This window comes from Rhodococcus sp. SORGH_AS_0301 (genome assembly GCF_030818285.1).
In the GTDB taxonomy this organism is placed as follows: Bacteria; Actinomycetota; Actinomycetes; order Mycobacteriales; family Mycobacteriaceae; genus Rhodococcoides.
The window spans coordinates 2,452,552-2,475,996 of the sequence record NZ_JAUTAC010000002.1; the positions used below are offsets into that span (position 1 = coordinate 2,452,552).

Sequence of the window (23,445 nt, forward strand, 5' to 3'; positions counted from 1 at the left end):
GCGAACACCTGCCGTGAGCAGCAGCTCTACAACACAGTTCGGACAGAATCAGTGGTTGGTCGACGAAATGTACCAGCGTTTCAAGACCGATCCGTCGTCGGTCGACGAGAGCTGGCACGAGTTCCTCGCCGACTACACGCCCGAGCAGAACGGTAGCGGCGATCCCGCCACCGACACCGAGACCACCACAGCCGCACCCGCTTCCGCAAAGGCAGCTGCGCCGAAGGCGGACAAGCCTGCTGCGCCGAAGGCGGAGAAGCCTGCCGCGCCGAAGGCCGACAAGCCGGCCGCCGCGAAGACCGACAAGCCGGCACCGAAGGCGGAGACCAAGCCCGTGACCACAGCTGCCCCCGCGAAGTCGACCGCCGCCGCCGGGCCGGCAGAGAAGAAGTCCGCGGCCGTGCCGCCCGCACAGCCGGAGTCGGACGCGCCGAAGGAGGACACGACCAAGGTGCTCCGCGGCGCCTCGGCCGCGGTCGCCAAGAACATGGCCGCCTCGTTGCAGATCCCGACGGCCACCAGCGTGCGCGCCATCCCCGCGAAGCTGATGATCGACAACCGTCTCGTGATCAACAACCACCTCGCGCGCACCCGCGGTGGCAAGATCTCGTTCACTCACCTGCTCGGCTACGCCATCGTGCAGGCGGTCAAGTCGTTCCCCAACATGAACCGGCACTTCGCCGAGATCGACGGCAAGCCCAACGCGGTCACCCCCGCGCACACCAACCTCGGCCTCGCCATCGACCTGCCGGGCAAGGACGGTTCGCGGTCACTCGTCGTCGCCGCGATCAAGGGGTGCGAGGAGTTCACGTTCAACCAGTTCCACACTGCCTACGAGGACATCGTCCGTCGTGCGCGCGACGGCAAGCTCACCGCCGCCGACTTCAGCGGCGTCACGATCTCGCTGACCAACCCGGGCACCATCGGCACCGTGCACTCGGTTCCACGTCTGATGAACGGCCAGGGCACCATCATCGGCGCCGGCGCCATGGAGTACCCCGCAGAGTTCCAGGGCTCCAGCGAGGAGCGCATCGCCGAGATGGGCGTCGGCAAGCTGATGACGCTCACCTCGACGTACGACCACCGCCTCATCCAGGGCGCGGAGTCGGGCGACTTCCTTCGCACGATCCACAACCTGCTGATCAGCGACGAGTTCTACGACCAGATCTTCCACGGTCTGGCCATCCCGTACGAGCCGATCCGCTGGCGTCGCGACCTGCCCACCGGCGGCGTCGACAAGAACACGCGCGTCCTCGAGCTCATCGCGGCCTACCGGAACCGTGGCCACCTCATGGCCGACACGGATCCGTTGATGTTCACCAAGGACAAGTTCCGGATGCACCCGGACCTCGACGTGATCAGCCACGACCTGACGTTGTGGGACCTCGACCGCGAGTTCCAGGTCGGCGGCTTCCACGGCCAGGACAAGATGAAGCTGCGCGACGTGCTCAGCGTGCTGCGCGACTCCTACTGCCGGCACGCCGCCGCCATCGAGTACACGCACATCCTCGAGACCGACCAGGTGGCGTGGCTCCAGGAGCGCGTCGAGGCCAAGCACGTCAAGCCGACGGTCGCTCAGCAGAAGTACATCCTGAGCAAGCTCAACGCGGCCGAGGCGTTCGAGACGTTTCTGCAGACGAAGTACGTCGGACAGAAGCGCTTCTCGCTCGAGGGCGCAGAATCCGTCATCCCGATGATGGACTCGGTCATCGACCAGTCCGCCGAGCACGCCCTCGACGAGGTCGTCATCGGCATGCCGCACCGTGGACGCCTGAACGTGCTCGCCAACATCGTCGGCAAGCCGTACTCGAAGATCTTCACCGAGTTCGAGGGCAACATGAACCCGGCCGCCGCACACGGGTCGGGCGACGTGAAGTACCACCTCGGTGCCGAGGGCAACTACATCCAGATGTTCGGCGAGAACGACATCAAGGTGTCGCTCACGGCCAACCCCTCGCACCTCGAGGCGGTCGACCCGGTCCTCGAGGGCCTGGTCCGCGCCAAGCAGGACATGCTGAACAAGGGCGACTCGTCCGACGGCTTCTCCGTCCTGCCGCTCATGCTGCACGGCGACGCGGCCTTCGCGGGCCAGGGCGTGGTGGCGGAGACGCTGAACCTCGCGCTGCTGCGCGGGTACCGCACCGGCGGCACCGTGCACATCGTCGTCAACAACCAGGTCGGCTTCACGACGGCGCCGGAGCACTCGCGCTCCAGCGAGTACTGCACCGACGTCGCGAAGATGATCGGCGCACCGATCTTCCACGTGAACGGCGACGACCCGGAGGCGTGCGCCTGGGTGGCTCGACTGGCGGTCGACTTCCGTCAGAAGTTCCACAAGGACGTCGTCATCGACATGATCTGCTACCGCCGTCGCGGCCACAACGAGGGTGACGATCCCTCGATGACGCAGCCGGCGATGTACGACGTGATCGACACCAAGCGCAGCGTCCGCAAGAGCTACACCGAGTCGCTCATCGGTCGTGGCGACATCAGCCTCAAGGAGGCCGAGGACGCACTCCGCGACTACCAGGGCCAGCTCGAACGCGTCTTCAACGAGGTGCGCGAACTCGAGAAGTACACCCCGGAGCCGAGCGAGTCCGTCGAGCTCGACCAGCAGCTGCCCGCCAAGCTCACCACCGCGGTCGACAAGTCGGTTCTGCACCGTATCGGCGACGCGTTCGTCAACGTCCCGGACGGTTTCACCGTGCACCCGCGCGTGCAGCCCGTCCTCGACAAGCGTCGCGAGATGGCCTACGAGGGCAAGGTCGACTGGGCGTTCGGCGAGCTGCTCGCACTCGGCACGCTGATCGACGAGGGCAAGCTCGTGCGCATGTCCGGGCAGGACACCCGTCGCGGCACGTTCACGCAGCGGCACTCGGTCATCATCGATCGCAAGACCGGTGAGGAGTACACGCCGCTGCACAACCTCGGCAGCGACGATCCGGGCAAGTTCCTGGTCTACGACTCCGCGCTGAGCGAGTACGCGGCGGTCGGCTTCGAGTACGGCTACTCCGTGGGCAACCCGGACGCGCTGGTGCTGTGGGAGGCGCAGTTCGGCGACTTCGTCAACGGTGCCCAGTCCATCATCGACGAGTTCATCTCGTCCGGTGAGGCCAAGTGGGGACAGCTCTCCGACGTCGTGTTGCTGCTGCCGCACGGCCACGAGGGCCAGGGCCCCGACCACACCTCGGGACGCATCGAGCGGTTCCTGCAGCTGTGCGCCGAGGGATCGATGACGGTCGCGGTGCCGTCCACGCCGGCGAACTACTTCCACCTGCTGCGTCGTCACGCACGTGACGGCATCCAGCGGCCCCTGGTCGTGTTCACCCCGAAGTCGATGCTGCGCAACAAGGCTGCGGTCAGCAACATCGAGGACTTCACCGACGGCAAGTTCCACTCCGTCTTCGACGAGCCCACCTACGACTCGGGCGACGGTGACCGCAAGAAGGTCGAGCGGGTGCTCATGGTCAGCGGCAAGCTGTACTACGAGCTGCTCGCCTTCAAGCAGAAGAACAAGCGGGACGACGTCGCCATCGTGCGGGTCGAGCAGCTCTACCCGATCCCGAGCCGCCGCATCGCGGAGGCGCTGGACGGCTACCCCAACGCCACCGAGTACCGGTGGGTCCAGGAGGAGCCGGCCAACCAGGGTGCGTGGCCGACGTTCGGTCTCGCGTTCCCGGAGCTGCTGCCCGAGCGTCTGTCCGGCATCAAGCGCGTCTCGCGGCGTCCGATGTCCGCACCGTCGTCGGGTTCGAGCAAGGTCCACGCGGTCGAGCAGGCCGAGATCATCGACACGGCCTTCAACGGGTGACCGTTCACCTGTGACGCTGCCACTGAGCCGGGTCGAGTTCACTCCACGGAGGGGATTCGACCCGGCTTCGTGGTATCTGCAGGTACCCGTGGTCGCCGAGATCGTGCGCACCGGGCTCGACTTCGACAGTCCCGTGACCGTGATCGTCGGGGAGAACGGAACCGGGAAGTCGACGCTGATGGAGGCGCTGGCCGCGTGCTGGGCCTTCGGTCTCGGTGCGGCCGACGCGATGTGGTCACCCAGCGGCGGGGCGCAGGACACCGACCTGCACAAGCACCTGACGTGCCACGGTGCCCGACCGCGGCCGCAGGGCGGGTGTTTCCTGCGCGCCGAGACGATGCACGGATTGTTCGAGTCCGCGGACGCACGGCGAGTCCGCGACACCGACGTCGTCTACAACGCGCTGTCCCACGGACAGTCGTTTCTGCGCTATGTCGCGGATCGCCCTGTCGCAGTCGGACTCTGGTTGATGGACGAGCCCGAGGCGGCCTTGTCGTTCCAGTCGTGTCTGGCGTTGATCTCGGTGATGAAGGAACTGGTCGAGGAGGGCTCACAGATCGTGATGGCGACGCACTCGCCGGTGCTCGCGGCCATGCCGGGAGCACGCCTGCTCGAACTCGGCGAGGACGGTCTGTCGTCCACGACGTGGGAGGAGGCGCAGGTCGTCCGGGACTGGTCGGCGTTCTTCGACGCCCCCGACCGGTTCCTGCGCCACCTCTGACACGACTAGGCGGTCGGGGCCTCCGGCAACGTGACGACCTGGCCGGCGAACGACAGGCCGGCACCGAAACCGAGCAGCAGAGCGGTGTCGCCCTTCTTCGCCTTGCCGGTGCGCAGCACCTCTTCCACCGCGAGCGGGATCGAAGCGGCCGAGGTGTTGCCGGCCTCGGCGATGTCGTGTGCCACCGGGATGTCCTCGGCGAGCTCGAGGCTCTTCGCCAGCAGATCGGTGATGCGGGAGTTCGCCTGGTGCGGCACGAAGACGTCCAGCTCGGAGGCCTTGACGCCTGCCTTGTCGAGGGCCTCGCGCGCCACCTTGGCCATCTCGAACGCCGCCCAGCGGAAGACCGCGATACCGGTCATCGCGATCCACGGACGATCGGCGTTCGGATCCTCCTTCAGGTCCGCGAAGTACTGCAGCCAGTCCTTGTCCTGCTTGATGGCGTCGGCCTGCGAGCCGTCCGAACCCCAGACGACCGGTCCGATGCCGGGCTCCTCGGTGCGGCCGACGACCATGGCGCCGGCACCGTCGCCGAAGATCATGCGCGTGCCGCGATCGTCGGGTCGCGTCGTGACGCTCAGGTGCTCGGTGCCGATGACCAACACCTTGTCCGACGTGCCCGCGCGGACCATGTCCGAGGCGAGTGCGAGGCCGTAACAGAAGCCCGCGCAGCCCGCGCCGAGGTCGAAGGCGCCGGGGCCACCGGTGCCGAGTGCGTCCGCGATGATCGACGCGGCGGGCGGTGTGAGCAGCAGGTGAGTGGACGTCGCGATGATGACGCAGCCGATCTCGGCGGCATCCACGCCGGAGTTCTCGAGGGCGCGGCGTCCGGCCTCGATCGACATGGAGACCACGTTCTCGTTCTCCCCGGCGAAGCGGCGGGACTCGATGCCCGTACGGGTACGGATCCACTCGTCGCTCGAGTCGATGGTCTTGCAGATCTCCTCGTTGGTGACGACACGCTCGGGCCGGTAGGCCCCGATACCCAGGATTCCCGAGTGTCGCGTCTCGGTCGGGATACTGATCTGCGCGCCCATCGAAGGCCGTCCTCTCGTGCTGCCGACCGCCGCTCGTGCGCCGGTGTACGCCCTCACGTTACTGGTGCGGACCCGTCGATCGAAGGGGGTGTCGCTCGAGGTGTCATCCCGCGTCGGCACTCGCCCACGACAACTCGGTCGTGTCCGCCGTCGGCAGCGCCACGGCAGGCAGCGCGTGCACCAGCAGTTCGATCAGCTCGTCCCGGCTGAGGTCCTCCTGGTTCAGCCAGGTGATGGTGACCTCCTCGCAGAACGCCACCCAGCCGCGGATGGCCAGCGCGATCCGCGGGGTGCGCTCGACACCGAGCAGCGGGAGCTGCGACACCGTCCGTTCGACCATGACGTCGCGGGTGCGCTCGAAGACGGCCCGCATGTCGGGATCCCCGCTCGCGGTGCCGCGCAGCAGCGAGACGTAGCTGGAGCGGTGCTCGGTGACGTAGTCGACGTAGGACGCGAGTGCCACGGCGAGCGTCGTCAACGGGTCGAGCCCGACGGGCGGCTCGGTGGCGTCGAGCATCTGTCGGCTGGTGTGCTCGACGATCGCGACGTGGAAGTCGTGCTTGGACGAGAAATAGTGGAAGAGCAGCCCACGCGACACGCCCGCCTGGTCGGCGATGTCCTCGACCGAGATGGCGTCCAGCGTGCGCTCCGAGAGCATCTCGACCCCCAGGTCGATGAGCTGGGCCCGCCGCTGTTCCGGACTGAGCCGCGTTCGCTTCACGCTGTCCATGCGCTCCATACTACTGAACGTTCGTCAGTAACTGTTGACCTGCGCTCAATAAGGACCTAGTCTGGGTTCATGAGTCTTCCAGTCACAGATACCGACGCTGTCGCTGCACGCTACGTCGACACCATCATCATCGGCAGCGGTTTCGCAGGACTGGGCGCCGCGATCAAGCTGAGCCAGCAGGGAAGCACCGATTTCCTGGTCCTCGAGCGCGGCAGCGACGTCGGTGGCACGTGGCGCGACAACACCTACCCCGGTGCCGCCTGCGACGTGCCCTCGCACCTCTACTCGTACTCGTTCGCGCTGAATCCGGACTGGACCCGCTCGTTCTCCCGTCAGCCGGAGATTCAGAAGTACATCGAGAGCGTCGCGCGGCAGTACCGCGTGTACGACCGCCACGTCTTCGACTGCCACGTCGAGTCGGCCCGCTGGAACACCGCTACCTCGCAGTGGGACATCGTGACCACCCGGGGGAACTTCACGGCCAAGAAGGTCGTGTCCGCCGTCGGCGCCCTGTGCGAGCCGAACCTCCCGGACATCGCCGGCATCACCGATTTCCAGGGCGAGATCTTCCACTCGGCCCGCTGGAACCACGACGCGAGCCTCGAGGGCAAGCGCGTCGCCGTCATCGGTACCGGCGCCTCCGCGATCCAGATCGTCCCGGCCATCGCGCCGACGGTCGCCCATCTCTCGACGTCTACCAGCGCACCGCCCCGTGGGTCCTCCCGCGCTTCGACCGCGAGTACACCCGCATCGAGAAGCTGGCGTTCAAGTACCTCCCCGGCTACCAGCGTCTGTCACGCACCGGCATCTACGCCGCACGTGAGACCCAGGTCGTCGGCCTCACCCGCGTCCCCAAGCTCATGAAGGCGTTCGAGTTCATCGCGCGCCGACAGATCGCGAAGGGCATCCGCGACACCGAGCTGCGCCGCAAGGTGACGCCGAACTTCCGCATCGGCTGCAAGCGCATGCTGATCTCCAACAACTACTACCCGGCACTGGATCGACCGAACGTCGACCTGGTGACCGACGGTATCCGTGAGGTGCGGGCGCACTCCATCGTGACGGCCGACGGAACCGAGCGCGAGATCGACGCCCTGGTGGTCGCCACCGGATTCCACGTGACCGATTCCCCCACCTTCCAGGGCATCTTCGGCAAGGACGGGCGCTCGCTCGCCGAGGTCTTCGACGAGCGCGGACAGCAGGGATACAAGGGCGCCACGGTCGCGGGCTTCCCCAACCTGTTCTTCCTGGTCGGACCCAACACGGGCCTGGGGCACACCTCGATGGTGTTCATGATCGAGTCGCAGCTGAACTACGTGATCGACGCGCTCAACACGATCGACAAGCACGATCTCGGTGTCGTCGAGGTGCGCCGCGAGGTGCAGGACGAGTTCAACGCCGACCTGCAGACCAAGCTGAACAAGACGGTGTGGCTCAACGGCGGGTGCGCGAGCTGGTACCTCGACAAGCACGGCAACAACACGACGCTGTGGCCGGACTTCACCTTCGAGTTCCGCCGCATCACCCGCAACTTCGACCTCGAGGCATACGACGCCCTCGCGGCCGGCGACGTCACGAGGCCTGTGAGCGCCGTCGACGGCACCCCCACCCCTGCGACGACCGACAACGACGACGAGAAGGCGATCTCCCGATGAGCGAGTTCCGTGGACGAGTGGCCGTGGTGACCGGAGCCGGATCGGGGATCGGCCGTGCGCTGGCTCTCGAACTGGCTTCGCGCGGAGCACGACTCGCGCTGTCCGACGTCGACTCGGTCGGCCTGGCCGCCACCGTGGCGGCCGTGGAGCAGCGCGGCGGAGAGGTCCGCAGCGACCACCTCGACGTCAGCGAACGCGGCAGCGTGCTCGACTACGCGGAGACCGTGCGTCGGCACTTCGGTGTGGTGAACCAGATCTACAACAACGCCGGCATCGCTTTCCACGGCGACGTCGAGAAGACCGAGTTCAAGGATCTCGAGCGCGTGATCGACGTCGACTTCTGGGGCGTCGTCAACGGTACGAAGGCATTCCTCCCGCATCTCGTCGAGTCGGGAGACGGTCACGTGGTCAACGTGTCCAGCCTGTTCGGCCTCCTGTCGATCCCGTCCCAGTCCGCGTACAACGCAGCCAAGTTCGCCGTGCGCGGCTTCACCGAGGCGTTGCGCCAGGAGATGCTGATCGCCCGCCACCCGGTGCACGTCACGTGTGTCCACCCGGGCGGCATCAAGACGGCGATCGCCCGCAACGCGACCGTCGCCGAGGGCCAGGACCAGAAGTCGGTGGCCGAGTTCTTCGACCGTCGCCTCGCGAAGACCACCCCGGAGCAGGCCGCCCTGGTGATCCTGCGCGGAGTGGAGAAGAACAAGGCCCGCGTGCTCATCGGCAACGACGCCCGCGCGCTCGACGCCCTCGCCCGCATCACGGGATCGCGGTACCAGGACATCATCGTCAGGCTGTCCTCGCGCGTCCTGCCGCGGACGACCGCCCAGCGGTAGGGCTGACGGTAGGTTCGGGCGATGCGACCGATGACTCTGCCGTTGCCCGTGGTGTCGCGAGTTCTGAAACCCGTGTTCCGGGTGATTCTGAACCCGCGCCTCCCGGTTCCGGTGCAGCGCACACTGCTCGAGGTCGCGGCCCGGTCGCTACCGCTGCCGGAGGGCACGGTGATCCGCAGCGAGACCGTGGGCGGTGTCCCGGTAGAACGGGTCACCGTCGGTGCCACCGTCCGCCGCACCGCCGTGCTGTATCTGCACGGCGGCGCGTACACGCTGGGGTCGCCGCTGACGCACCGCGTCGTCACGTCGTCGCTCGCCCGCGACAGTGGCGCCGTCGTGGTGGCGGCGCACTACCGTCTGGCTCCGGAGCATCCCTGCCCGGCCGCGCTCGAGGACGCACTGGCCGTGTTCGACGGGCTGGTTGCCGACGGTGTCGCGGCCGATCACATTGCCGTGGTCGGTGATTCGGCCGGCGGCGGTCTGGCCGCGGCGACGACACAGGCGCTCGTCGACCGTGGCACACCACCGTCGTGCGTCGCGATGATCTCCCCGTGGGCCGATCCGGCGGACCAGGACTTCCCGGCGCCGCGCGACTTCCTGCTCGACGCTCGCTGGTTGCGGAACTCGGCGCGGCAGTATCTGGGCGACGGCGACCCGACCGATCCGCGCTACGCCCCCGTGCGTGGCACGTTGACCGGCTTCCCCTCGACGTTGATCCAGTACTCCGCCGACGAGATCCTGCGGCCCCAGATCCTTCGCTTCGTCGACGCACTGACCCAGGCCGGTGTCTCGGTGCGGTGCACCGAACTCACGGATCTGTGGCACGTCGCCCACCTGCAGGCCACCCTGCTGGCCGAGGCAGCGACAGCGGTCAGGGAGATCGGCGCCTTCGTCCGCGACGCGACCGCCCACTCAGAACGACTGCGTCCCTAGCCAACTCGCGGCGACCGCGCCCGGATCCTCGCCGCCGCGGACACGGTCGACCATCTCCGCGAGATCCGCAGTGGTGAGTTCGCCGGCGATGATCTGCAGCGGACGGTCCAGTGTCTCGTCCACGGAGCCCTTGCGGACGAGGGGGACGAGGACGTCGGCGGTGAGGCCGTCTCGATCGTCGGCGAGCACCACGTCGGTCGCATCGACCACGGCGACCCGGTCCGTGGCCCGGACGATCGTCACCTCGGTGGGGCCGGCAGGAGCGAACGCACAGTCGTAACTCTCGGCGAGGGCCCGTGTCACCGCGGACGCATCGACGGCCGGGTCGACGGCGGCGGACAGGCGGGAACACTGCGGAGACAGAGCCGACAGAGTGGCTTCGGGGAGAGCCGATCCCGCGGCCGCGGTGACGGACACCGTCGGCCCGTTCTCGGCGAGACCCTGGTCGGTGACCGCCAGCCACTCCGGCAGTGCACGCGCCAGATCGGCGTAGACGTCCTCCGGCGCCCGCGCGGCGGACGACGGATCCAGTTGCGCCAGAAACGATCCGGTGAAGCCGGGGACGAGCGCGACCGAGGCGTCGTCGAGGCCGGCGAGCGCGCCGGGGAGACCGTCGACCGTGTCCACCCGAGCGGCCGCTCCCCCGCGTGACAGCGCGTCGGCGTACAGGTGCGCCAGCACCGTCTGCACCGGAGTTCCGGTGTCGGCGACCACCAGCGGCTGCGAGCGCGTCGTCCCCTCGGGGCCGCCGGTACTCGAACACCCGGCCACCACCGAGGCCGCGAGCAGCGCCGCGACGGCCGACCTGCAGACCTGCATCGACCATCCTCTCGAACCCGGTACCGGCGTTCCGGCGCCGAAAGCGGGCCGGTGTCGGGGCCTATCGTTACACTCGAACAGTGAACACGACACGTCGCACCACCTCACGTTCCGTGCGCGTCGCCGCCACCGCTCTGGTGGCCGCTGCAGCACTCACCCTGTCCGCCTGCGGCGGCGACTCCGATCCACTGAGCAGCGGCGGTGAGGGTGGTAGCGGAGGCGATCCGAACACCATCGTCGTCGGTTCCGCGAACTTCACCGAGTCCGAGATCATCGCCAACATCTACGCCGACGCGTTGAAGGCCAACGGCTTCGACGCCAGCACACGCCTGTCCATCGGCAGCCGTGAGGCCTACATCCCGGCCGTGCGCGACGGCTCCATCGACCTCATCCCGGACTACACCGGAAACCTGTTGCTGTACTTGGACCCCGAGGCCACGGCCACGGCGCCCGACGAGGTGAACACCGCCCTCACGGCGGCACTGAGCGACGATCTCCTGGCATCCACGCCGGCCCCCGGCGAGGACAAGGACGCCGTCGTCGTCACGCGGGACACCGCGACGCGCTGGAACCTGACCAACATCGCCGATCTCGCGCCGTACGCGGGTGAGGTCAAGTTCGGTGGGCCGCCCGAGTTCGCCGAGCGTCCCGTCGGCCTGCCCGGCCTGCGCGACAAGTACGGCGTCGACATCCCGGCCGCCAACTTCGTCCCGATCTCCGACGGCGGCGGCCCGGCCACCGTGGCCGCCCTCGCTGCGGGGGACATCACCGCGGCGAACCTGTTCACCACCACGCCCGCGATCGTCGAGAACGACTTCGTGGCACTGGGCGACCCGGACAACAACTTCCCGGCGCAGAACGTGGTCCCGGTCTACAACTCGTCGAAGAAGTCGGACAAGCTCACCGCCGTCCTCGACGCCGTGTCGGCCAAGCTCACGACGGTCGAGTTGCTGGCGCTGAACCAGGAGGTGTCGGGCGACGCGAAGACCGAGCCCGCCGCCGCCGCGAACGCCTGGGTCGTCGAGCAGGGTCTGGACAAGCCGGTCTCGTGATCTCGTTCGAGGGAGTCACCAAGCAGTACCCGGACGGAACGCTCGCGGTCGACTCTCTCGATCTCCGGATCGAGGACCGGTCGTTCACCGTCTTCGTCGGCCCGTCGGGCTGCGGCAAGACGACCTCGATGCGGATGATCAACCGGATGATCGAGCCCACGTCGGGCACGATCAGCGTCGATGGTCGAGACATCTCGACCGTCGACGCCGTCAAGCTTCGGCTGGGCATCGGTTACGTCATCCAGAGCGCCGGCCTGCTGCCTCACCGCACCGTCGTCGACAACGTCGCCACCGTTCCGGTGCTGACGGGTCGTTCACGCAAGGAGGCCCGTCGCGACGCGATGGAGGTCCTCGAGCGCGTCGGCCTCGATCTGTCGCTGGCCACCCGGTACCCCCGCTCAGCTGTCGGGCGGCCAGCAGCAGCGCGTCGGGGTCGCGCGTGCCCTGGCGGCAGATCCTCCGATCCTGCTGATGGACGAGCCGTTCAGCGCCGTCGATCCGGTGGTGCGCGAAGACCTGCAGACCGAGATGCTCAGGCTGCAGGCCGATCTGAAGAAGACCATCGTCTTCGTCACGCACGACATCGACGAGGCCATCAAACTCGGCGATCGCATCGCCGTGTTCGGCACCGGCGGAACGTTGCAGCAGTACGACACCCCGGACGTGGTGCTGTCGGCTCCCGCGACCGACTTCGTCGCGTCCTTCGTCGGTCGGGACCGCGGCTACCGTGGATTGTCGTTCCGCCACGGTGACGGGGTGTCCCTGCATCCCATCACGACGGCGTCGGAACAGGACGCGGCGTCGATCCGTCTCGACCAGGGCCAGTGGCTTCTCGTCGTCTCCGCCGAGGGCCGTCCGCGAGGCTGGATGGACGTCACCGGCCTCGAGGCGCTCAAGTCCGGCGCCAGCATCGCGGACAGCACCTCCGCGGGCGGTTCGCTGTACCCGCCGTCGGGCGATCTGCGACAGGCGCTGGACGCGGCCATCTCGTCGCCGTCCGGCGTCGGCGTTGCGGTCGACGCGAACGGCGCCGTCCTGGGCGGTATCGACGCCACCGAGGTGGTGGCGTTGCTGGCGGACCAGCGTCGAGCCGAGGACCGCGAGCGCGGCCGCCAGTACTTCGAGAAGCCCTGATGCGCTGGCTGATCGACAACATCGACATCGTCCTCGAGCTGACGCGGACCCACCTGTACCTGTCGCTGGTGCCGCTGCTCGTCGGACTGGTCGTCGCGGTGCCCGTGGGCGCGGCCGTGCGCACGGTGGGCTGGCTGCGGCGTCTGACCCTGGTGGTGGCGAGCGTCGCGTTCACGATCCCCTCGCTCGCACTGTTCGTCACCATCCCGCTCATCGCGGGACTGCGTGTCCTCGATCCGTTGAACGTGGTCATCGCGCTCACGGTGTACTCCACGGCGCTGCTCGTCCGCGCAGTGCCCGAGGCACTCGACTCGGTGTCCCCCGCCGTCGTCGACGCCGCCACCGCGGTCGGCTTCGGACGGTTCCGCCGCGCCGCGACCGTCGAACTGCCGCTGGCACTTCCCGTGCTCGTCGCGAACGTCCGCGTCGTCGCGGTCACCAACATCTCGATGGTGTCGGTCGGGTCGGTCATCGGCATCGGTGGTCTGGGGCAGCTCTTCACCCAGGGCTACCAGCGCGACTACCCCGACCAGATCCTGGCGGGCATCATCGCGATCGTCGTGTTGGCCCTGGTCTTCGACGCGCTGCTGTTCCTGCTCGGGCGTGCGTTGACGCCGTGGACCCGCGCCGGTGCGCCCTCGACGCGCCGGCGACGAGTGACGGAGGCCCGCGCATGAGCATCTTCTCCGACGCGATCGGCTACATCCTCGACGGCGCCAACTGGTCCGGCGGCACCGGCATCGCGACGCGTCTCACCGAGCACGTCTGGTATAGCTTCCTCGCCGTGCTGTTCTCCGTCGTCGTGGCGGTTCCGCTGGGACTGCTGATCGGGCACCTGCGCCGCGGCGAGGTGGCCCTGGTCGGCCTGGTGAACAGTCTGCGCTCGCTGCCGACGCTCGGCGTGCTGACGTTCCTCGTCCTGCTGCTCGGGCTGGGCCTGGTGCCACCACTGATCGCCCTCGTGCTCCTGGGTATTCCGCCCATCCTCGCCGGGACGTATGCGGGTGTGGCCAATGTCGACGCCACCGTCGTGGACGCGGCACGGGCGATGGGCATGACCGAACGCCAGGTGCTGCTGCGGGTGGAGATTCCCAACGCGCTGCCGCTGCTGCTCGGGGGCATCCGCAACGCCACCCTGCAGGTCATCGCCACCGCCACCGTCGCCGCCTTCGTCAACCTGGGCGGCTTCGGGCGGTACATCTTCGACGGTCTGGCGCTCTACAGCTACGACCGAGTGGTGGTCGGCGCGATCCTGGTGGGCCGTGCTGGCTCTCGTGGCGGACGGCCTGCTGGCCCTCGCCGTGTGGGTCTCGGCGCCCGGGACGGGGCGGCTGCGCCGCGCGCCCCGTCTCTGAGACCTCTCAGGCGACGCCGTCCGCCTTCGCAGCCGCGGCCACTGCCGCCGCGACGGCTGGAGCGACCCGCGGGTCGAGTGGGCTGGGCACGATCATGTCGACGCTCAGATCGTCGCCGACCACGGACAGGATCGCGTCCGCGGCGGCGAGCTTCATGTTCTCGGTGATGCGCCGCGCGCCCGCATCGAGAGCACCGCGGAACACACCGGGGAACGCGAGCACGTTGTTGATCTGATTGGCGAAGTCGCTGCGTCCGGTGGCGACGATGCCGGCGTACTTCTTCGCGTCCTCCGGATGGATCTCCGGGTTCGGGTTGGAGAGGGCGAAGACGATGCTGTCGTCTGCCATCGAGGCGATGAGTTCGTGCCCGATCTTCCCCGCGGAGACCCCGAGGAACACGTCCGCATCGGTCAGGGCGTCGGCGGCCGTCCCGGAGAGGCCGCGCGGGTTGGTACGCGAGGCGAGGTCGACCTTCACGGGATTGAGGTCGGCGCGATCCGCACCGACGATGCCCTTCGAGTCGAGCACCACCACGTCCGAGATGCCCGCGGCGAGCAGGATGTTCGCGCACGCGACGCCCGCGGCTCCCGCACCGGAGATGACGACACGCAGACCCGCGAGCTCGCGCTTCTGCACTGCCACAGCGCCTTTCAGCGCAGCCAGGACGACGATGGCCGTACCGTGCTGGTCGTCGTGCATGACCGGGCAGTCGAGTGCCTCGACGACGCGCTTCTCGATCTCGAAGCACCGGGGTGCCGAGATGTCCTCGAGGTTCACGGCTCCGAAGCTGGGGCGCAGGCGGATCAGCGTCTCGACGATCTCGTCGACGTCGTTGGTGTCGAGCACCAGCGGGATCGAGTTGAGGCCGGCGAACTTCTTGAACAGTGCCGCCTTACCCTCCATGACGGGCAGCGAGGCGCGCGGGCCGATGTCGCCCAGACCCAATACCGCGGAGCCGTCGCTGACCACCACCACGAGTCGCTCGGTCCAGGTGTACTTGTTCACCAGCTCCTGATCGGCGGCGATCGCACTGCTCACCTTGGCCACCCCGGGGGTGTACGCGATGGAGAGGTCGCGCTTGGTCTCGAGCGGCGCGGTGAGCTCGACGGACAGCTTGCCGCCCACGTGGCTGAGGAAGATCTCGTCGTCCGTGATGGTCGTGAGGTCGTCGCGGGCAGGCCGGAGGCCGGTCGTGTGTTCGGTCGGATCTGTTGCGGCGGTCACTGGGCGCTCCTTCATCGTCCGCACGGAGGGTGCGGATCACAGGCGTGAGGGGAAGTCGAGATGCGCGCCCGGGGGATGAGAACCGAGGGCAGGCGACATCTCGATGCGTGCGCGGCGGGTGAGCCGACTTCGCGCGCCACCGACGAGCGGTGACCGTGGTCGATCACCACGGGGTGGCGGTGATCGCGAGTGGAGCCAGTGTGCCACCGCCGGTTCCTCGGGAGCAAACAGGTGCCGGTCAGCCCCACCACTGTCTCGTCAGCCCCACCCCTGGCTCGTCAGCCCCACCATTGCGTCCACAGCAGCGCTCCCGCGACCACCAGCACGCCCAGTGAGCCGAGGAACGACACCCCACGCGAGCGATGGTCGGCGATCCGCTGGAGCAGGAGCGCCGCGACGACGGCGGCGACGTGCCACGCGATGGACGCGGTGCCGGGGCCGGGGAATCCCCGATCACCTCCGACGACGGCGGCGGCGATGACGAGCGCCGTGAGGACGACGAGCCCCGCGGTGATCGATCCGCTGAGCGCCTTCACCGGCGGCCTCCGGGTACGACGAGCGGCACGCCCGTCGCCCGGCTCACCAACGCGTCGAACTGGTCCTCGGCGGTGGTGCGGGCCGCGATCGGCGTCGTCTTGTTGGTGCCGTGGTAATCGGAGGATCCGGTCACGACGAGATCGTGCTCGCGCGCGATGTCGCGCAGGACGTCCGCGTCCTCGGGGCTGTGGTCGGGGTGATCGACCTCGAGTCCGCCGAGTCGCCCACCGGCGGCGAGCTCCAGAATGTGGTCGGTGTGCAGGAGTCGACCTCGCGTGCGCGCGCGGGCGTGGGCGATGACGGGCACTCCCCCGGCGTCGGCGATCAACTCGACGGCGAGGTCGAGTGGGGTGTCCGCCTTCTCGACGTAGTACGTCCCACCGGTCCGCAGCAGGTCGGTGAACGCGTCGTTCACGGTCTCGACGACTCCGGCGGCGACGAGTGCACGGGCGAGGTGCGGGCGGCCCGCCGACGGACCTGCCGCGGCGAGGATGGTGTCGGCGTCGACGTCGTAGCCGTCGGCCGCCATACGGTCGATCATGCTGCGCAGACGCACTTCCCGCTCCCCACGTAACCGGCTGCGCTCCTCGGCGAAGGCGACGTGCCCGGGGTCGAAGAGGTACGCGAGCAGATGCACCGTGACCGGGTCACCGTCGGCTCCGCGGCCCTGGCACGACATCTCCATGCCACGGACGAGGGTGGGCGCACCGGGCGTCGCGGTCACCGCGGCCACGGCCTCGTCCCAGCCGTGAGTGGTGTCGTGGTCGGTCAACGCGATCACGTCGAGGCCCGCGGCGGTCGCCGTGGCGATCAGCTCGGTGGGCGTCTCGGTTCCGTCCGACGACGTGGAATGGGTGTGGAGATCGATCAGCACGCGCCCAGTCTGTCAGGTGCGCGAGCGCTCAGGTGGGCGGGCGCAGCGACGCCGCCGAGCGCCGCGGGTCGGCGATGTCGATGCCCGCCTCGGTCCACGCGTCGCGCAACGCATCGGCTCCGCGCAGGCGCACCCACGCGGCCTCGGTGCCGGTGATCGGGACTGCCCGCAGGAACCGCACCGGATCGTACGGTTCGGGCAGCTCGAGGTCGGCCACCCCGGACTCGGCCGTCAGCAGCACCGCCGTGAACGGAGCGCCGGGCCAGAGAGGCTCGCCGGCGTCCAGCAGGGCGTCGGGCACCAGCACGATGCCCTCCACCGCGGGCGACGCGGCGAAGACGGCGAGCGTGCGCCAGACCTCGGCGACGGACTCGTCGACTCCGCGCAGGGCCAGGATCAGCTCGGCGCGCGGGCCTCGCTGCGAGTCGGTGACCATGTCGGACGGGTCGGCCATCGGATGCCGCGAGCACCCGAGAGTGGTGAACCGCACGACTCCCTCGACGTCGGCAGCGAACAGCAACACCTCCAGCGGCTCGAGGCCCAGGAAGGTCACGGACGCGCTGGACGGGTCGTCCTGACCGAGCACCGTCTGCAGATGGGTTCGCACCTGCGCTGTCACGTCGCTCCCACTCACACCGTCCATCCAACCCCACGACGTCCGTACCGGCTCCGACGGGACCGGCGTGCCGGTACGGTCCTGCGTGTGGTGACTGTGCTGACCGTGTCCGACGAGGTGGTCGAAGGCCTGTGGAACGCCCGCACACTCCCGTTCGACGTCGACCTGGTCCTCGGTGCGGGCGACCTGCCGTTCGAGTACCTCGAGCACCTCGCCGAGGCCGCCGACGCCCCGTGCGTCTTCGTCCCCGGCAACCACGACGCCGACCTCACCGGGTACTCGGCCGGTCGAGCCGGCTGGATGCGTGCCGGGCTGCCGTCGAGCTGGCCCGGTCCGGACGGCGCCGTCAACGCCGATCGACGGATCGTCAGCGCCGCCGGTCTGCGGATCGCGGGGCTGGGCGGGTCCATCCGCTACCGCGACGGACCCAACCAGTGGACGGAACGGCAGCAGAAGCGGCGCTCCGGCTCCCTGATCCGGACCCACACCTGGCACCCGCTGCTGCGACGCGGAGCGGACGCACACGGGGTCGACGTCCTGCTGACCCACAGCCCACCGTTCGGTGTCGGCGACGCCGAGGACGCACCACACCGCGGTTTCCGGTGTCTCGATCCGCTCACCGAGCGGTTGCGGCCTCAGCTCCTCGTCCACGGACACATCCACCCGCACGGCACGAGGCCGGCCGACCGACAGCTGCACGGAGCCACGGTGATCAACACCGTCGGCTACGCCCTGATCGACATCACCCCGGGCGGCGACACCGCGCCCATCATCGAGAGGCGACGTCATGGCTCGTGACACCGGATTCCCCGCTGCCGACGCGCAGAACGACTTCTCCCGCCAGCGCCGGCGCGCGGACGTGGCGCGGCTGGTCGGCTGGCTGCGCCGTCAACCGGACGACATCAACACGATCCTGCCGTTCGACGAGGTGGTCGCCGCCCTGGGCAAGGTGCGGGAGCGCCGCGTCGGACTCGAGGTCATCCGGGTCGACTCGATCGTGGGCAGCGTGGATCGCACCCGCGACTTCGACCGGTACTTCCGCCCGACGTCGACGCGGACACGCGAACGCTGGCAGCGCCTCGCCACCGCCTGGCGCCGCGGCGAACCGATGCCGCCCATCGAGGTGTATCGCGTCGGCGGCATGCACTTCGTCATCGACGGGCACCATCGCGTGTCCATCGCCTGCGCGATGCACAGTCTCACCATCGAGGCCTACGTCACCGAGATCATCACCCGCATCTCCCCCGACGGCATCTCCACGAGGGGCGATCTCCTCGTGAAGGATCACCGGCGCATCTTCCTCAGCCGTGTCCCCCTCACCGGGAAGTCGCGCGAGGCGATCGAGTTCACGGATCCGTGGCAGTACGCCGAACTCTCGGATGCGGTGGAGGCCTGGGGTTTCCGGCTCATGCAGGAGCTCGGCGAGTTCGTCGACCGGCGCACCGTCGCCCGCCGCTGGTTCGGTGAGGAGTTCCTGCCGGTCGTCCGGATGGTGCGGTCCGTCGGGGGCATGTTGACCCGCCACACCGACGCCGAGGCCTACATGTGGGTGGCGCGCGAGCGTTACCGCCTGGTGCGCAGCCACATCTGGAACGACGAGATCATCGCGCAGCTCAAGGAGGCCGCGCCGAACTGAGACGGGCGCCGACCGAGACGGCGACGGCCCCCACCGTGCGGTGGGGGCCGTCGTCGCGTTCGAGCGGTCAGAGCGTCAGGTTGGCACCCGACTCGACGTCGAACACCGACACGCGCTTCTGGTCGAACCACAGCTCGATGGACTCACCCATGCGAGCGGCGGACTCGGCCGAGAGTCGAGCGACCAACTGGCCGCCGTCCGCGCCGGAGTCCGCGGCCAGCTCGTCGAGTTCGCGCGAGGTGACCTTGGGGCCCTCGGCGGAGAAGTAGATGTACTTGTCCGACCCCATCGACTCCAGCACCTCGACTCGCGCCGAGAACGTGCTGCCGTTGATCTTCTGGTACGACTCGACGAGCGAGGCGTCCTCGAGATGCTCGGGGCGGATGCCGACGACGACATCCCCCTTCGCGTTCTTCGAGGCGATCTTCTGCCGCGCCTCGTCGCTCAACCGGATCTCGCCGAGCGAGGTGGTGACCCCGCCGTCCGTCAGACGACCCGACACGAAGTTCATGGACGGCGACCCGATGAAGCCCGCCACGAACAGGTTTCGCGGGTGATCGTAGAGCTCCTGCGGCGAGCCGATCTGCTGCACCAGTCCGCCGCGGAGCACGACGACGCGGTCGCCGAGCGTCATGGCCTCGGTCTGGTCGTGCGTCACGTACACCGTGGTGGTCTCGAGACGCTTCTGCAGCTGGGCGATCTCGGTCCGCATCTGCACGCGCAGCTTGGCGTCGAGGTTCGACAGCGGCTCGTCCATGAGGAACGCCTTGGGGCTGCGGACGATCGCGCGTCCCATCGCGACGCGCTGACGCTGACCACCGGAGAGGTTGGACGGCTTGCGGTCGAGGTGCTGGCCGAGGTCGAGGATGCGGGCGGCGTCGTCGACCTTCTTCGCGATGTCCTCCTTGCTCATCTTGGCGAGTGTCAGGGGGAAGGCGATGTTGTCGCGCACCGTCATGTGGGGGTAGAGCGCGTACGACTGGAACACCATCGCGATGTCGCGATCCTTCGGTGCCCGCTCGTTCACGCGCTCACCGGCGATGCGCAGCTCGCCGCTCGAGATGTCCTCGAGGCCGGCGATCATGTTGAGCGTGGTGGACTTTCCGCAGCCGGAGGGTCCGACCAGGATGATGAACTCGCCGTCGGCGATGGTGATGTCGACGTCGCTCACCGCCGCGGCACCGTCCGGGTACAGCTTGGTCACTTTGTCGAGAACGATTTCGGCCATGGACTTATCCCTTCACTGCGCCGGACGTCAGGCCCGCCACGATACGACGTTGGAAGAACAGGACGAAGATGATGATCGGGATGGTGATGACCACGGCCGCAGCCGCGATCGAGCCCGTCGGTTCCTCGAACTGCGAACTACCGGTGAACTGTGAGATCGCTGCCGGCACCGTGACCGAACGCTCGGTGGCCGTCAACGAGATGGCTAGCAGCAGGTCGTTCCACGCGAAGATGAAGACGAGGATCGCCGCGGTGACGATGCCCGGTGCCGCGAGCGGTGCGATGACCTTGCGGAACGCCTGTCCCGGGGTGGCACCGTCCATCTTGGCGGCCTTCTCCAGCTCCCAGGGGATCTCACGGAAGAACGCCGACAGCGTGTAGATGGCGAGCGGGAGCGCGAACGTGATGTACGGGATGATCAGGCCCGGCCAGGTGTCGAACAGACCCAGCGCACGCTCGATGTCGAACAGCGGTGTGACGAGCGAGATCTGGGGGAACATCGCGATGAGCAGCGCGGCGCCGACGAGGAGCTTCTTGCCGGGGAAGTCGAGACGAGCGACGGCGTAGGCCGCCATCGTGCCGATGACCACCGCGATGAGCGTGGTGATGAGACCGATGCCGATGGAGTTGATCAGGGCGCTGGTGAACTGGGACGTCTGGAAGATGCCCTTGTAGTTGTCCAACGTCCACGTCGTCGGGATGAACTTGCCGTCGGCGATGTTCGCCACCGGCTTGAACGACAGGCTGATGATCCACACGAGCGGGATCAGCGCGTACAGAAGGACGAGAAGGTTGACGATCGACCAGCCGGCCTTCGTCTTCGTGGTGGCTGCCATGGGTCAGCGTCCTTCCGCGTCGGAGCCGGGTGCGGAGGCCCCGAACAGTTTGATGAAGACGAAGGCGATGATGGCCACGCAGAAGAAGATCAGCACGCTGATGGCCGACCCGATACCGAGGTTGAACGCCCCGAAGAGGTTGTCGTACCCGAGGATCGACACCGAACCGGTGCTGTTGCTGCCCTTCGTCAGAACGTAGATGTTGTCGAAGATGCGGAACGCGTCGAGCGTGCGGAACAGCAGCGCCACGAGGATGGCCGGCTTCATCAACGGGATGATGATGCGGATCAGTCGAGTCCACGCGCCGGCGCCGTCCACCTGGGCCGCCTTGAGCAGATCGTCGGGAACGAGCGCGAGACCGGCGAGCAGCAGCAGTGCCATGAACGGCGTCGTCTTCCACACCTCGGCGAGCACGACGATGGCGAGCGACGGAAGCTGCTGTGTCAGAGGCGCACTGCCCTCGGGAAGCAGGTTGGCCAGGTAGCCGGTCTGCGGTGTCCACGCGTAGTACCAGCTGTACGCGGCGGCGACGGTGACGATGCCGTACGGGATCAGCACGACGGTGCGGACGACGCCGCGCCCGAAGATGGTGCGGTGCATGACCAGCGCGACCGCGAGGCCGAGGACGAACTCGATGATCACCGAGATGACGGTGATGCCCACGGTCACCGCGAACGCCGTCCACCAGTAGCCGTCGGTGAGGACGGAGACGTAGTTGGACAGGCCGACGAATTCCTTGTCGTCCGGGAATGCCAGGTTGTACTTCTGCAGACTCAGCCAGAAGGCGTAGATGATGGGATACGCGGTGACGGCGATCATCAGGATCGCGGCGGGAGCGACCAGCAGGAGCCCCAGTCGGCGCTCCGCCTTCTTGCCCTCGGACACCGCCTCGGCCGCCTTGGCGTGCTTCTGCGGGCGTCGGGGCTCGTCGGTGACGGTCATGGGATCAGCCCTTCGGAGTTCACGGCCTGGCGGACCAGATCGGCGAGCCTGTCGACGTCTCCCACGGGATCGATGTCCTGCGGGGGGTTGAGCGCGTCGGTCAGGAGGATCGAGATGGACTGGTACGCGGGCGACACCGGTCGGACCGCGGCACTCTCGATCGAGCCGAGAACGCCCTCCCATGCCGGGTAGGCGGCCTGGAACTCGGGATCGTCGTAGAGCGAGCGGATCACCGGCGGCACACCGCCGTCGACGGCGTTGTTGCGCTGGTTCTGCTCGTCGGTCAGGCACGCGACGGCGGCCCACGCCTCGTCGGGATGCTCGGTGGTCTTGGCGACACCGATGTTGAACCCGCCGATGGTGACCTTGGCGGGCTCACCGGGGTTCACCGAGGGGTACGGCGCACTGCGGAACACCTCGTTCACCGCCGCGTCCTGCTGGTCGGCGGGAACGGTGGACAGGTCGAGGAAGGACACGCCGCCCGCGGCGGCGTTCTCCTTGAGTCCGGGGAGCACGAACGGGTAGTTCACCTCGGCGAACATGGTGCCCGCCTCGACGCCGAGACGTGCTGTGCCCTCGTCACTCTGGGAGACCGAGGGGTCGGCGCCCGGAGCGGTCGCGACGCTCTTGATGATCGAGAGCGCCTTCTCGGTGGCCGCGCGGTGCTCGGGGGTGTCGTTCAGTGTCACGGTGGTGCCGTCCTCGCCGACGACGGATCCGCCGGCACTCTCGAGGAGGGTGTTGAACCAGACCATGAAGCCCTCGTACTGCTTCGCCTGCACACCGATGGCCGCGGGCTTGCCGGAGGCGGCGTTCTCGCCGGCGGTGGCGATGAGGTCGTCCCACGTCGCCGGGGGCTGGCCGTTCGGCACCATGTCCGGGCGGTACCAGAGCAACTGGGTGTTGGAGTTCAGCGGGACCGCGTACAGCTTGTCCTTCTGCTCTGTCTCGGGGTCGAGCCACTCGGCGGTGGCGAGCGGGCCCTCGAGCACCGATCCGTCACGCAGCTTCGCCTCGAGATCGTCCGGAACCGGCAGTGCCCAACCGGCTTCGGCGAACTCGGCGGTCCAGACCACGTCGAGTGTCATCAGATCGAGCGTGCGGTCGTTGCCCGCCAGACGGCGAGCGAGCTGCAGGCGCTGATCGTTGGCGCTCTTGGGGAGCGTGCGCTGCTCCACCCGGTACGCGCCGCCCGACTGCTCGGTGCACGCCTGCGCCGCCGCCGCGTACTGCTCCGCGCCGTCGGCGGCGGTGTAGAAGCTCAACACGATTCCGTCGTCGGAGGATCCACACCCCGCCAACAGACTTCCGGCCACCACCGCGGCGGCCCCTGTCGCTGCGAGTTTCCTCGCCCTGTACCTCTTCGGCACGACCGCCTCCTCTGCCGCAAGAGAAGGCGCCACAGTCGGCCCGACTCCGCAGCGTGTGCTTCGTTGGACACGCATTCCCTGCGAAGTGGAACCTAGTCGA

19 protein-coding genes and 3 pseudogenes are annotated in these 23,445 nt (G+C 68.3%); 11 read left to right on the forward strand and 11 right to left on the reverse strand.

Going from position 1 to position 23,445, the window contains the following annotated elements; genetic code table 11:
* The first annotated feature begins 13 nt into the window (after positions 1 to 13).
* Both QE397_RS12055 and QE397_RS12060 read left to right on the forward strand, forming a co-directional pair.
* Positions 14 to 3,811, forward strand: a complete 3,798-nt coding sequence (locus QE397_RS12055) for a multifunctional oxoglutarate decarboxylase/oxoglutarate dehydrogenase thiamine pyrophosphate-binding subunit/dihydrolipoyllysine-residue succinyltransferase subunit (RefSeq protein ID WP_307093491.1) — start codon at positions 14 to 16, stop codon at positions 3,809 to 3,811.
* Positions 3,812 to 3,821: 10 nt separating this feature from the next.
* Positions 3,822 to 4,532: an AAA family ATPase gene (locus QE397_RS12060; RefSeq protein ID WP_307093492.1), complete on the forward strand. Its 711-nt coding sequence runs from the start codon at positions 3,822 to 3,824 to the stop codon at positions 4,530 to 4,532.
* 5 nt (positions 4,533 to 4,537) lie between these two features.
* Here the strand turns inward: QE397_RS12060 and QE397_RS12065 are convergent, their stop codons facing one another.
* Both QE397_RS12065 and QE397_RS12070 read right to left on the reverse strand, forming a co-directional pair.
* Positions 4,538 to 5,569, reverse strand: coding sequence for a beta-ketoacyl-ACP synthase III (locus QE397_RS12065; RefSeq protein WP_027503832.1), 1,032 nt, complete (start codon positions 5,567 to 5,569; stop codon positions 4,538 to 4,540).
* A 103-nt stretch (positions 5,570 to 5,672) separates the two neighbouring features.
* Positions 5,673 to 6,299, reverse strand: a complete 627-nt coding sequence (locus tag QE397_RS12070) for a TetR/AcrR family transcriptional regulator (RefSeq protein WP_027503833.1) — start codon at positions 6,297 to 6,299, stop codon at positions 5,673 to 5,675.
* Between the two features lie 69 nt (positions 6,300 to 6,368).
* Here QE397_RS12070 and QE397_RS12075 point away from each other — a divergent pair.
* The 3 genes and pseudogenes from QE397_RS12075 to QE397_RS12085 all read left to right on the forward strand — a co-directional run bounded on the left by QE397_RS12075 (position 6,369) and on the right by QE397_RS12085 (position 9,723).
* A pseudogene (locus tag QE397_RS12075) lies at positions 6,369 to 7,954 on the forward strand (flavin-containing monooxygenase).
* A complete protein-coding gene (locus QE397_RS12080; RefSeq protein ID WP_307093493.1) occupies positions 7,951 to 8,790 on the forward strand; it encodes an SDR family oxidoreductase in 840 nt (279 codons plus the stop codon). The pseudogene QE397_RS12075 and the gene QE397_RS12080 overlap by 4 nt, the downstream one beginning before the upstream one ends.
* Before the next feature lie 21 nt (positions 8,791 to 8,811).
* On the forward strand, positions 8,812 to 9,723 hold the full coding sequence (locus tag QE397_RS12085; protein ID WP_307093494.1) for an alpha/beta hydrolase: 912 nt from the start codon (positions 8,812 to 8,814) through the stop codon (positions 9,721 to 9,723).
* Here QE397_RS12085 and QE397_RS12090 read toward each other — a convergent pair.
* On the reverse strand, positions 9,703 to 10,542 hold the full coding sequence (locus QE397_RS12090; RefSeq protein ID WP_056442569.1) for a glycine betaine ABC transporter substrate-binding protein: 840 nt from the start codon (positions 10,540 to 10,542) through the stop codon (positions 9,703 to 9,705). The two genes, QE397_RS12085 and QE397_RS12090, sit on opposite strands and share 21 nt — an antisense overlap.
* An 80-nt stretch (positions 10,543 to 10,622) precedes the next feature.
* Here QE397_RS12090 and QE397_RS12095 point away from each other — a divergent pair, with 80 nt between their 5' ends.
* From QE397_RS12095 to QE397_RS12110, 4 genes and pseudogenes are all read left to right on the forward strand, one after another.
* Entirely contained in the window at positions 10,623 to 11,594 is a 972-nt protein-coding gene (locus tag QE397_RS12095) for an ABC transporter substrate-binding protein (protein ID WP_027503838.1), read from the forward strand.
* A pseudogene (locus QE397_RS12100) lies at positions 11,591 to 12,728 on the forward strand (ABC transporter ATP-binding protein). The gene QE397_RS12095 and the pseudogene QE397_RS12100 overlap by 4 nt, the downstream one beginning before the upstream one ends.
* Entirely contained in the window at positions 12,728 to 13,405 is a 678-nt protein-coding gene (locus QE397_RS12105) for an ABC transporter permease (RefSeq protein ID WP_056442575.1), read from the forward strand. The pseudogene QE397_RS12100 and the gene QE397_RS12105 overlap by 1 nt, the downstream one beginning before the upstream one ends.
* Positions 13,402 to 14,083 (forward strand): annotated as a pseudogene (locus QE397_RS12110) (ABC transporter permease). The gene QE397_RS12105 and the pseudogene QE397_RS12110 overlap by 4 nt, the downstream one beginning before the upstream one ends.
* 6 nt (positions 14,084 to 14,089) lie before the next feature.
* On the opposite strand, the gene QE397_RS12115 reads toward QE397_RS12110, so the two are convergent.
* The 4 genes from QE397_RS12115 to QE397_RS12130 all read right to left on the reverse strand — a co-directional run bounded on the left by QE397_RS12115 (position 14,090) and on the right by QE397_RS12130 (position 17,361).
* Positions 14,090 to 15,322: an NADP-dependent malic enzyme gene (locus QE397_RS12115; RefSeq protein WP_081821089.1), complete on the reverse strand. Its 1,233-nt coding sequence runs from the start codon at positions 15,320 to 15,322 to the stop codon at positions 14,090 to 14,092.
* A gap of 263 nt (positions 15,323 to 15,585) precedes the next feature.
* Complete coding sequence (locus QE397_RS12120) at positions 15,586 to 15,843, reverse strand: hypothetical protein (protein ID WP_027503843.1); 258 nt, start codon at positions 15,841 to 15,843, stop codon at positions 15,586 to 15,588.
* A complete protein-coding gene (locus tag QE397_RS12125) occupies positions 15,840 to 16,718 on the reverse strand; it encodes a PHP domain-containing protein (protein ID WP_222646045.1) in 879 nt (292 codons plus the stop codon). Before QE397_RS12125 ends, QE397_RS12120 begins: the two co-directional genes overlap by 4 nt.
* Before the next feature lie 28 nt (positions 16,719 to 16,746).
* A complete protein-coding gene (locus QE397_RS12130) occupies positions 16,747 to 17,361 on the reverse strand; it encodes a suppressor of fused domain protein (RefSeq protein WP_222627377.1) in 615 nt (204 codons plus the stop codon).
* Between the two features lie 60 nt (positions 17,362 to 17,421).
* Between QE397_RS12130 and QE397_RS12135 the strand changes: the two genes are divergently transcribed.
* Both QE397_RS12135 and QE397_RS12140 read left to right on the forward strand, forming a co-directional pair.
* Positions 17,422 to 18,132, forward strand: a complete 711-nt coding sequence (locus QE397_RS12135) for a metallophosphoesterase (protein ID WP_027503846.1) — start codon at positions 17,422 to 17,424, stop codon at positions 18,130 to 18,132.
* Complete coding sequence (locus QE397_RS12140; RefSeq protein ID WP_027503847.1) at positions 18,122 to 18,970, forward strand: hypothetical protein; 849 nt, start codon at positions 18,122 to 18,124, stop codon at positions 18,968 to 18,970. Before QE397_RS12135 ends, QE397_RS12140 begins: the two co-directional genes overlap by 11 nt.
* Positions 18,971 to 19,037: 67 nt before the next feature.
* On the opposite strand, the gene QE397_RS12145 is transcribed toward QE397_RS12140, so the two are convergent.
* From QE397_RS12145 to QE397_RS12160, 4 genes are read right to left on the reverse strand one after another with little or no spacing between them, the layout of a single operon-like run.
* The gene (locus QE397_RS12145; RefSeq protein WP_056442586.1) at positions 19,038 to 20,198 is read right to left on the reverse strand and encodes an ABC transporter ATP-binding protein; all 1,161 of its coding nucleotides are present in this window, start codon (positions 20,196 to 20,198) and stop codon (positions 19,038 to 19,040) included.
* Positions 20,199 to 20,202: 4 nt separating this feature from the next.
* Positions 20,203 to 21,033, reverse strand: a complete 831-nt coding sequence (locus tag QE397_RS12150; RefSeq protein WP_027503849.1) for a carbohydrate ABC transporter permease — start codon at positions 21,031 to 21,033, stop codon at positions 20,203 to 20,205.
* A 3-nt stretch (positions 21,034 to 21,036) separates the two neighbouring features.
* Entirely contained in the window at positions 21,037 to 21,975 is a 939-nt protein-coding gene (locus tag QE397_RS12155) for a carbohydrate ABC transporter permease (protein ID WP_027503850.1), read from the reverse strand.
* A complete protein-coding gene (locus QE397_RS12160; RefSeq protein WP_231476097.1) occupies positions 21,972 to 23,345 on the reverse strand; it encodes an extracellular solute-binding protein in 1,374 nt (457 codons plus the stop codon). The genes QE397_RS12155 and QE397_RS12160 overlap by 4 nt, the downstream gene beginning before the upstream one ends.
* Between the last annotated feature and the right edge of the window lie 100 nt (positions 23,346 to 23,445).

Coding starts and splice junctions, on each gene's coding strand:
- QE397_RS12140 (WP_027503847.1), top strand. CDS start 18,122: ATGGCTCGTGACACCGGATTCCCCGCTGCCGACGCGCAGAACGACTTC.
- QE397_RS12080 (WP_307093493.1), top strand. CDS start 7,951: ATGAGCGAGTTCCGTGGACGAGTGGCCGTGGTGACCGGAGCCGGATCG.
- QE397_RS12150 (WP_027503849.1), bottom strand. CDS start 21,033: ATGGCAGCCACCACGAAGACGAAGGCCGGCTGGTCGATCGTCAACCTT.
- QE397_RS12090 (WP_056442569.1), bottom strand. CDS start 10,542: ATGCAGGTCTGCAGGTCGGCCGTCGCGGCGCTGCTCGCGGCCTCGGTG.
- QE397_RS12145 (WP_056442586.1), bottom strand. CDS start 20,198: ATGGCCGAAATCGTTCTCGACAAAGTGACCAAGCTGTACCCGGACGGT.
- QE397_RS12130 (WP_222627377.1), bottom strand. CDS start 17,361: ATGGACGGTGTGAGTGGGAGCGACGTGACAGCGCAGGTGCGAACCCAT.
- QE397_RS12105 (WP_056442575.1), top strand. CDS start 12,728: ATGCGCTGGCTGATCGACAACATCGACATCGTCCTCGAGCTGACGCGG.
- QE397_RS12155 (WP_027503850.1), bottom strand. CDS start 21,975: ATGACCGTCACCGACGAGCCCCGACGCCCGCAGAAGCACGCCAAGGCG.
- QE397_RS12115 (WP_081821089.1), bottom strand. CDS start 15,322: ATGAAGGAGCGCCCAGTGACCGCCGCAACAGATCCGACCGAACACACG.
- QE397_RS12065 (WP_027503832.1), bottom strand. CDS start 5,569: ATGGGCGCGCAGATCAGTATCCCGACCGAGACGCGACACTCGGGAATC.
- QE397_RS12085 (WP_307093494.1), top strand. CDS start 8,812: ATGCGACCGATGACTCTGCCGTTGCCCGTGGTGTCGCGAGTTCTGAAA.
- QE397_RS12070 (WP_027503833.1), bottom strand. CDS start 6,299: ATGGACAGCGTGAAGCGAACGCGGCTCAGTCCGGAACAGCGGCGGGCC.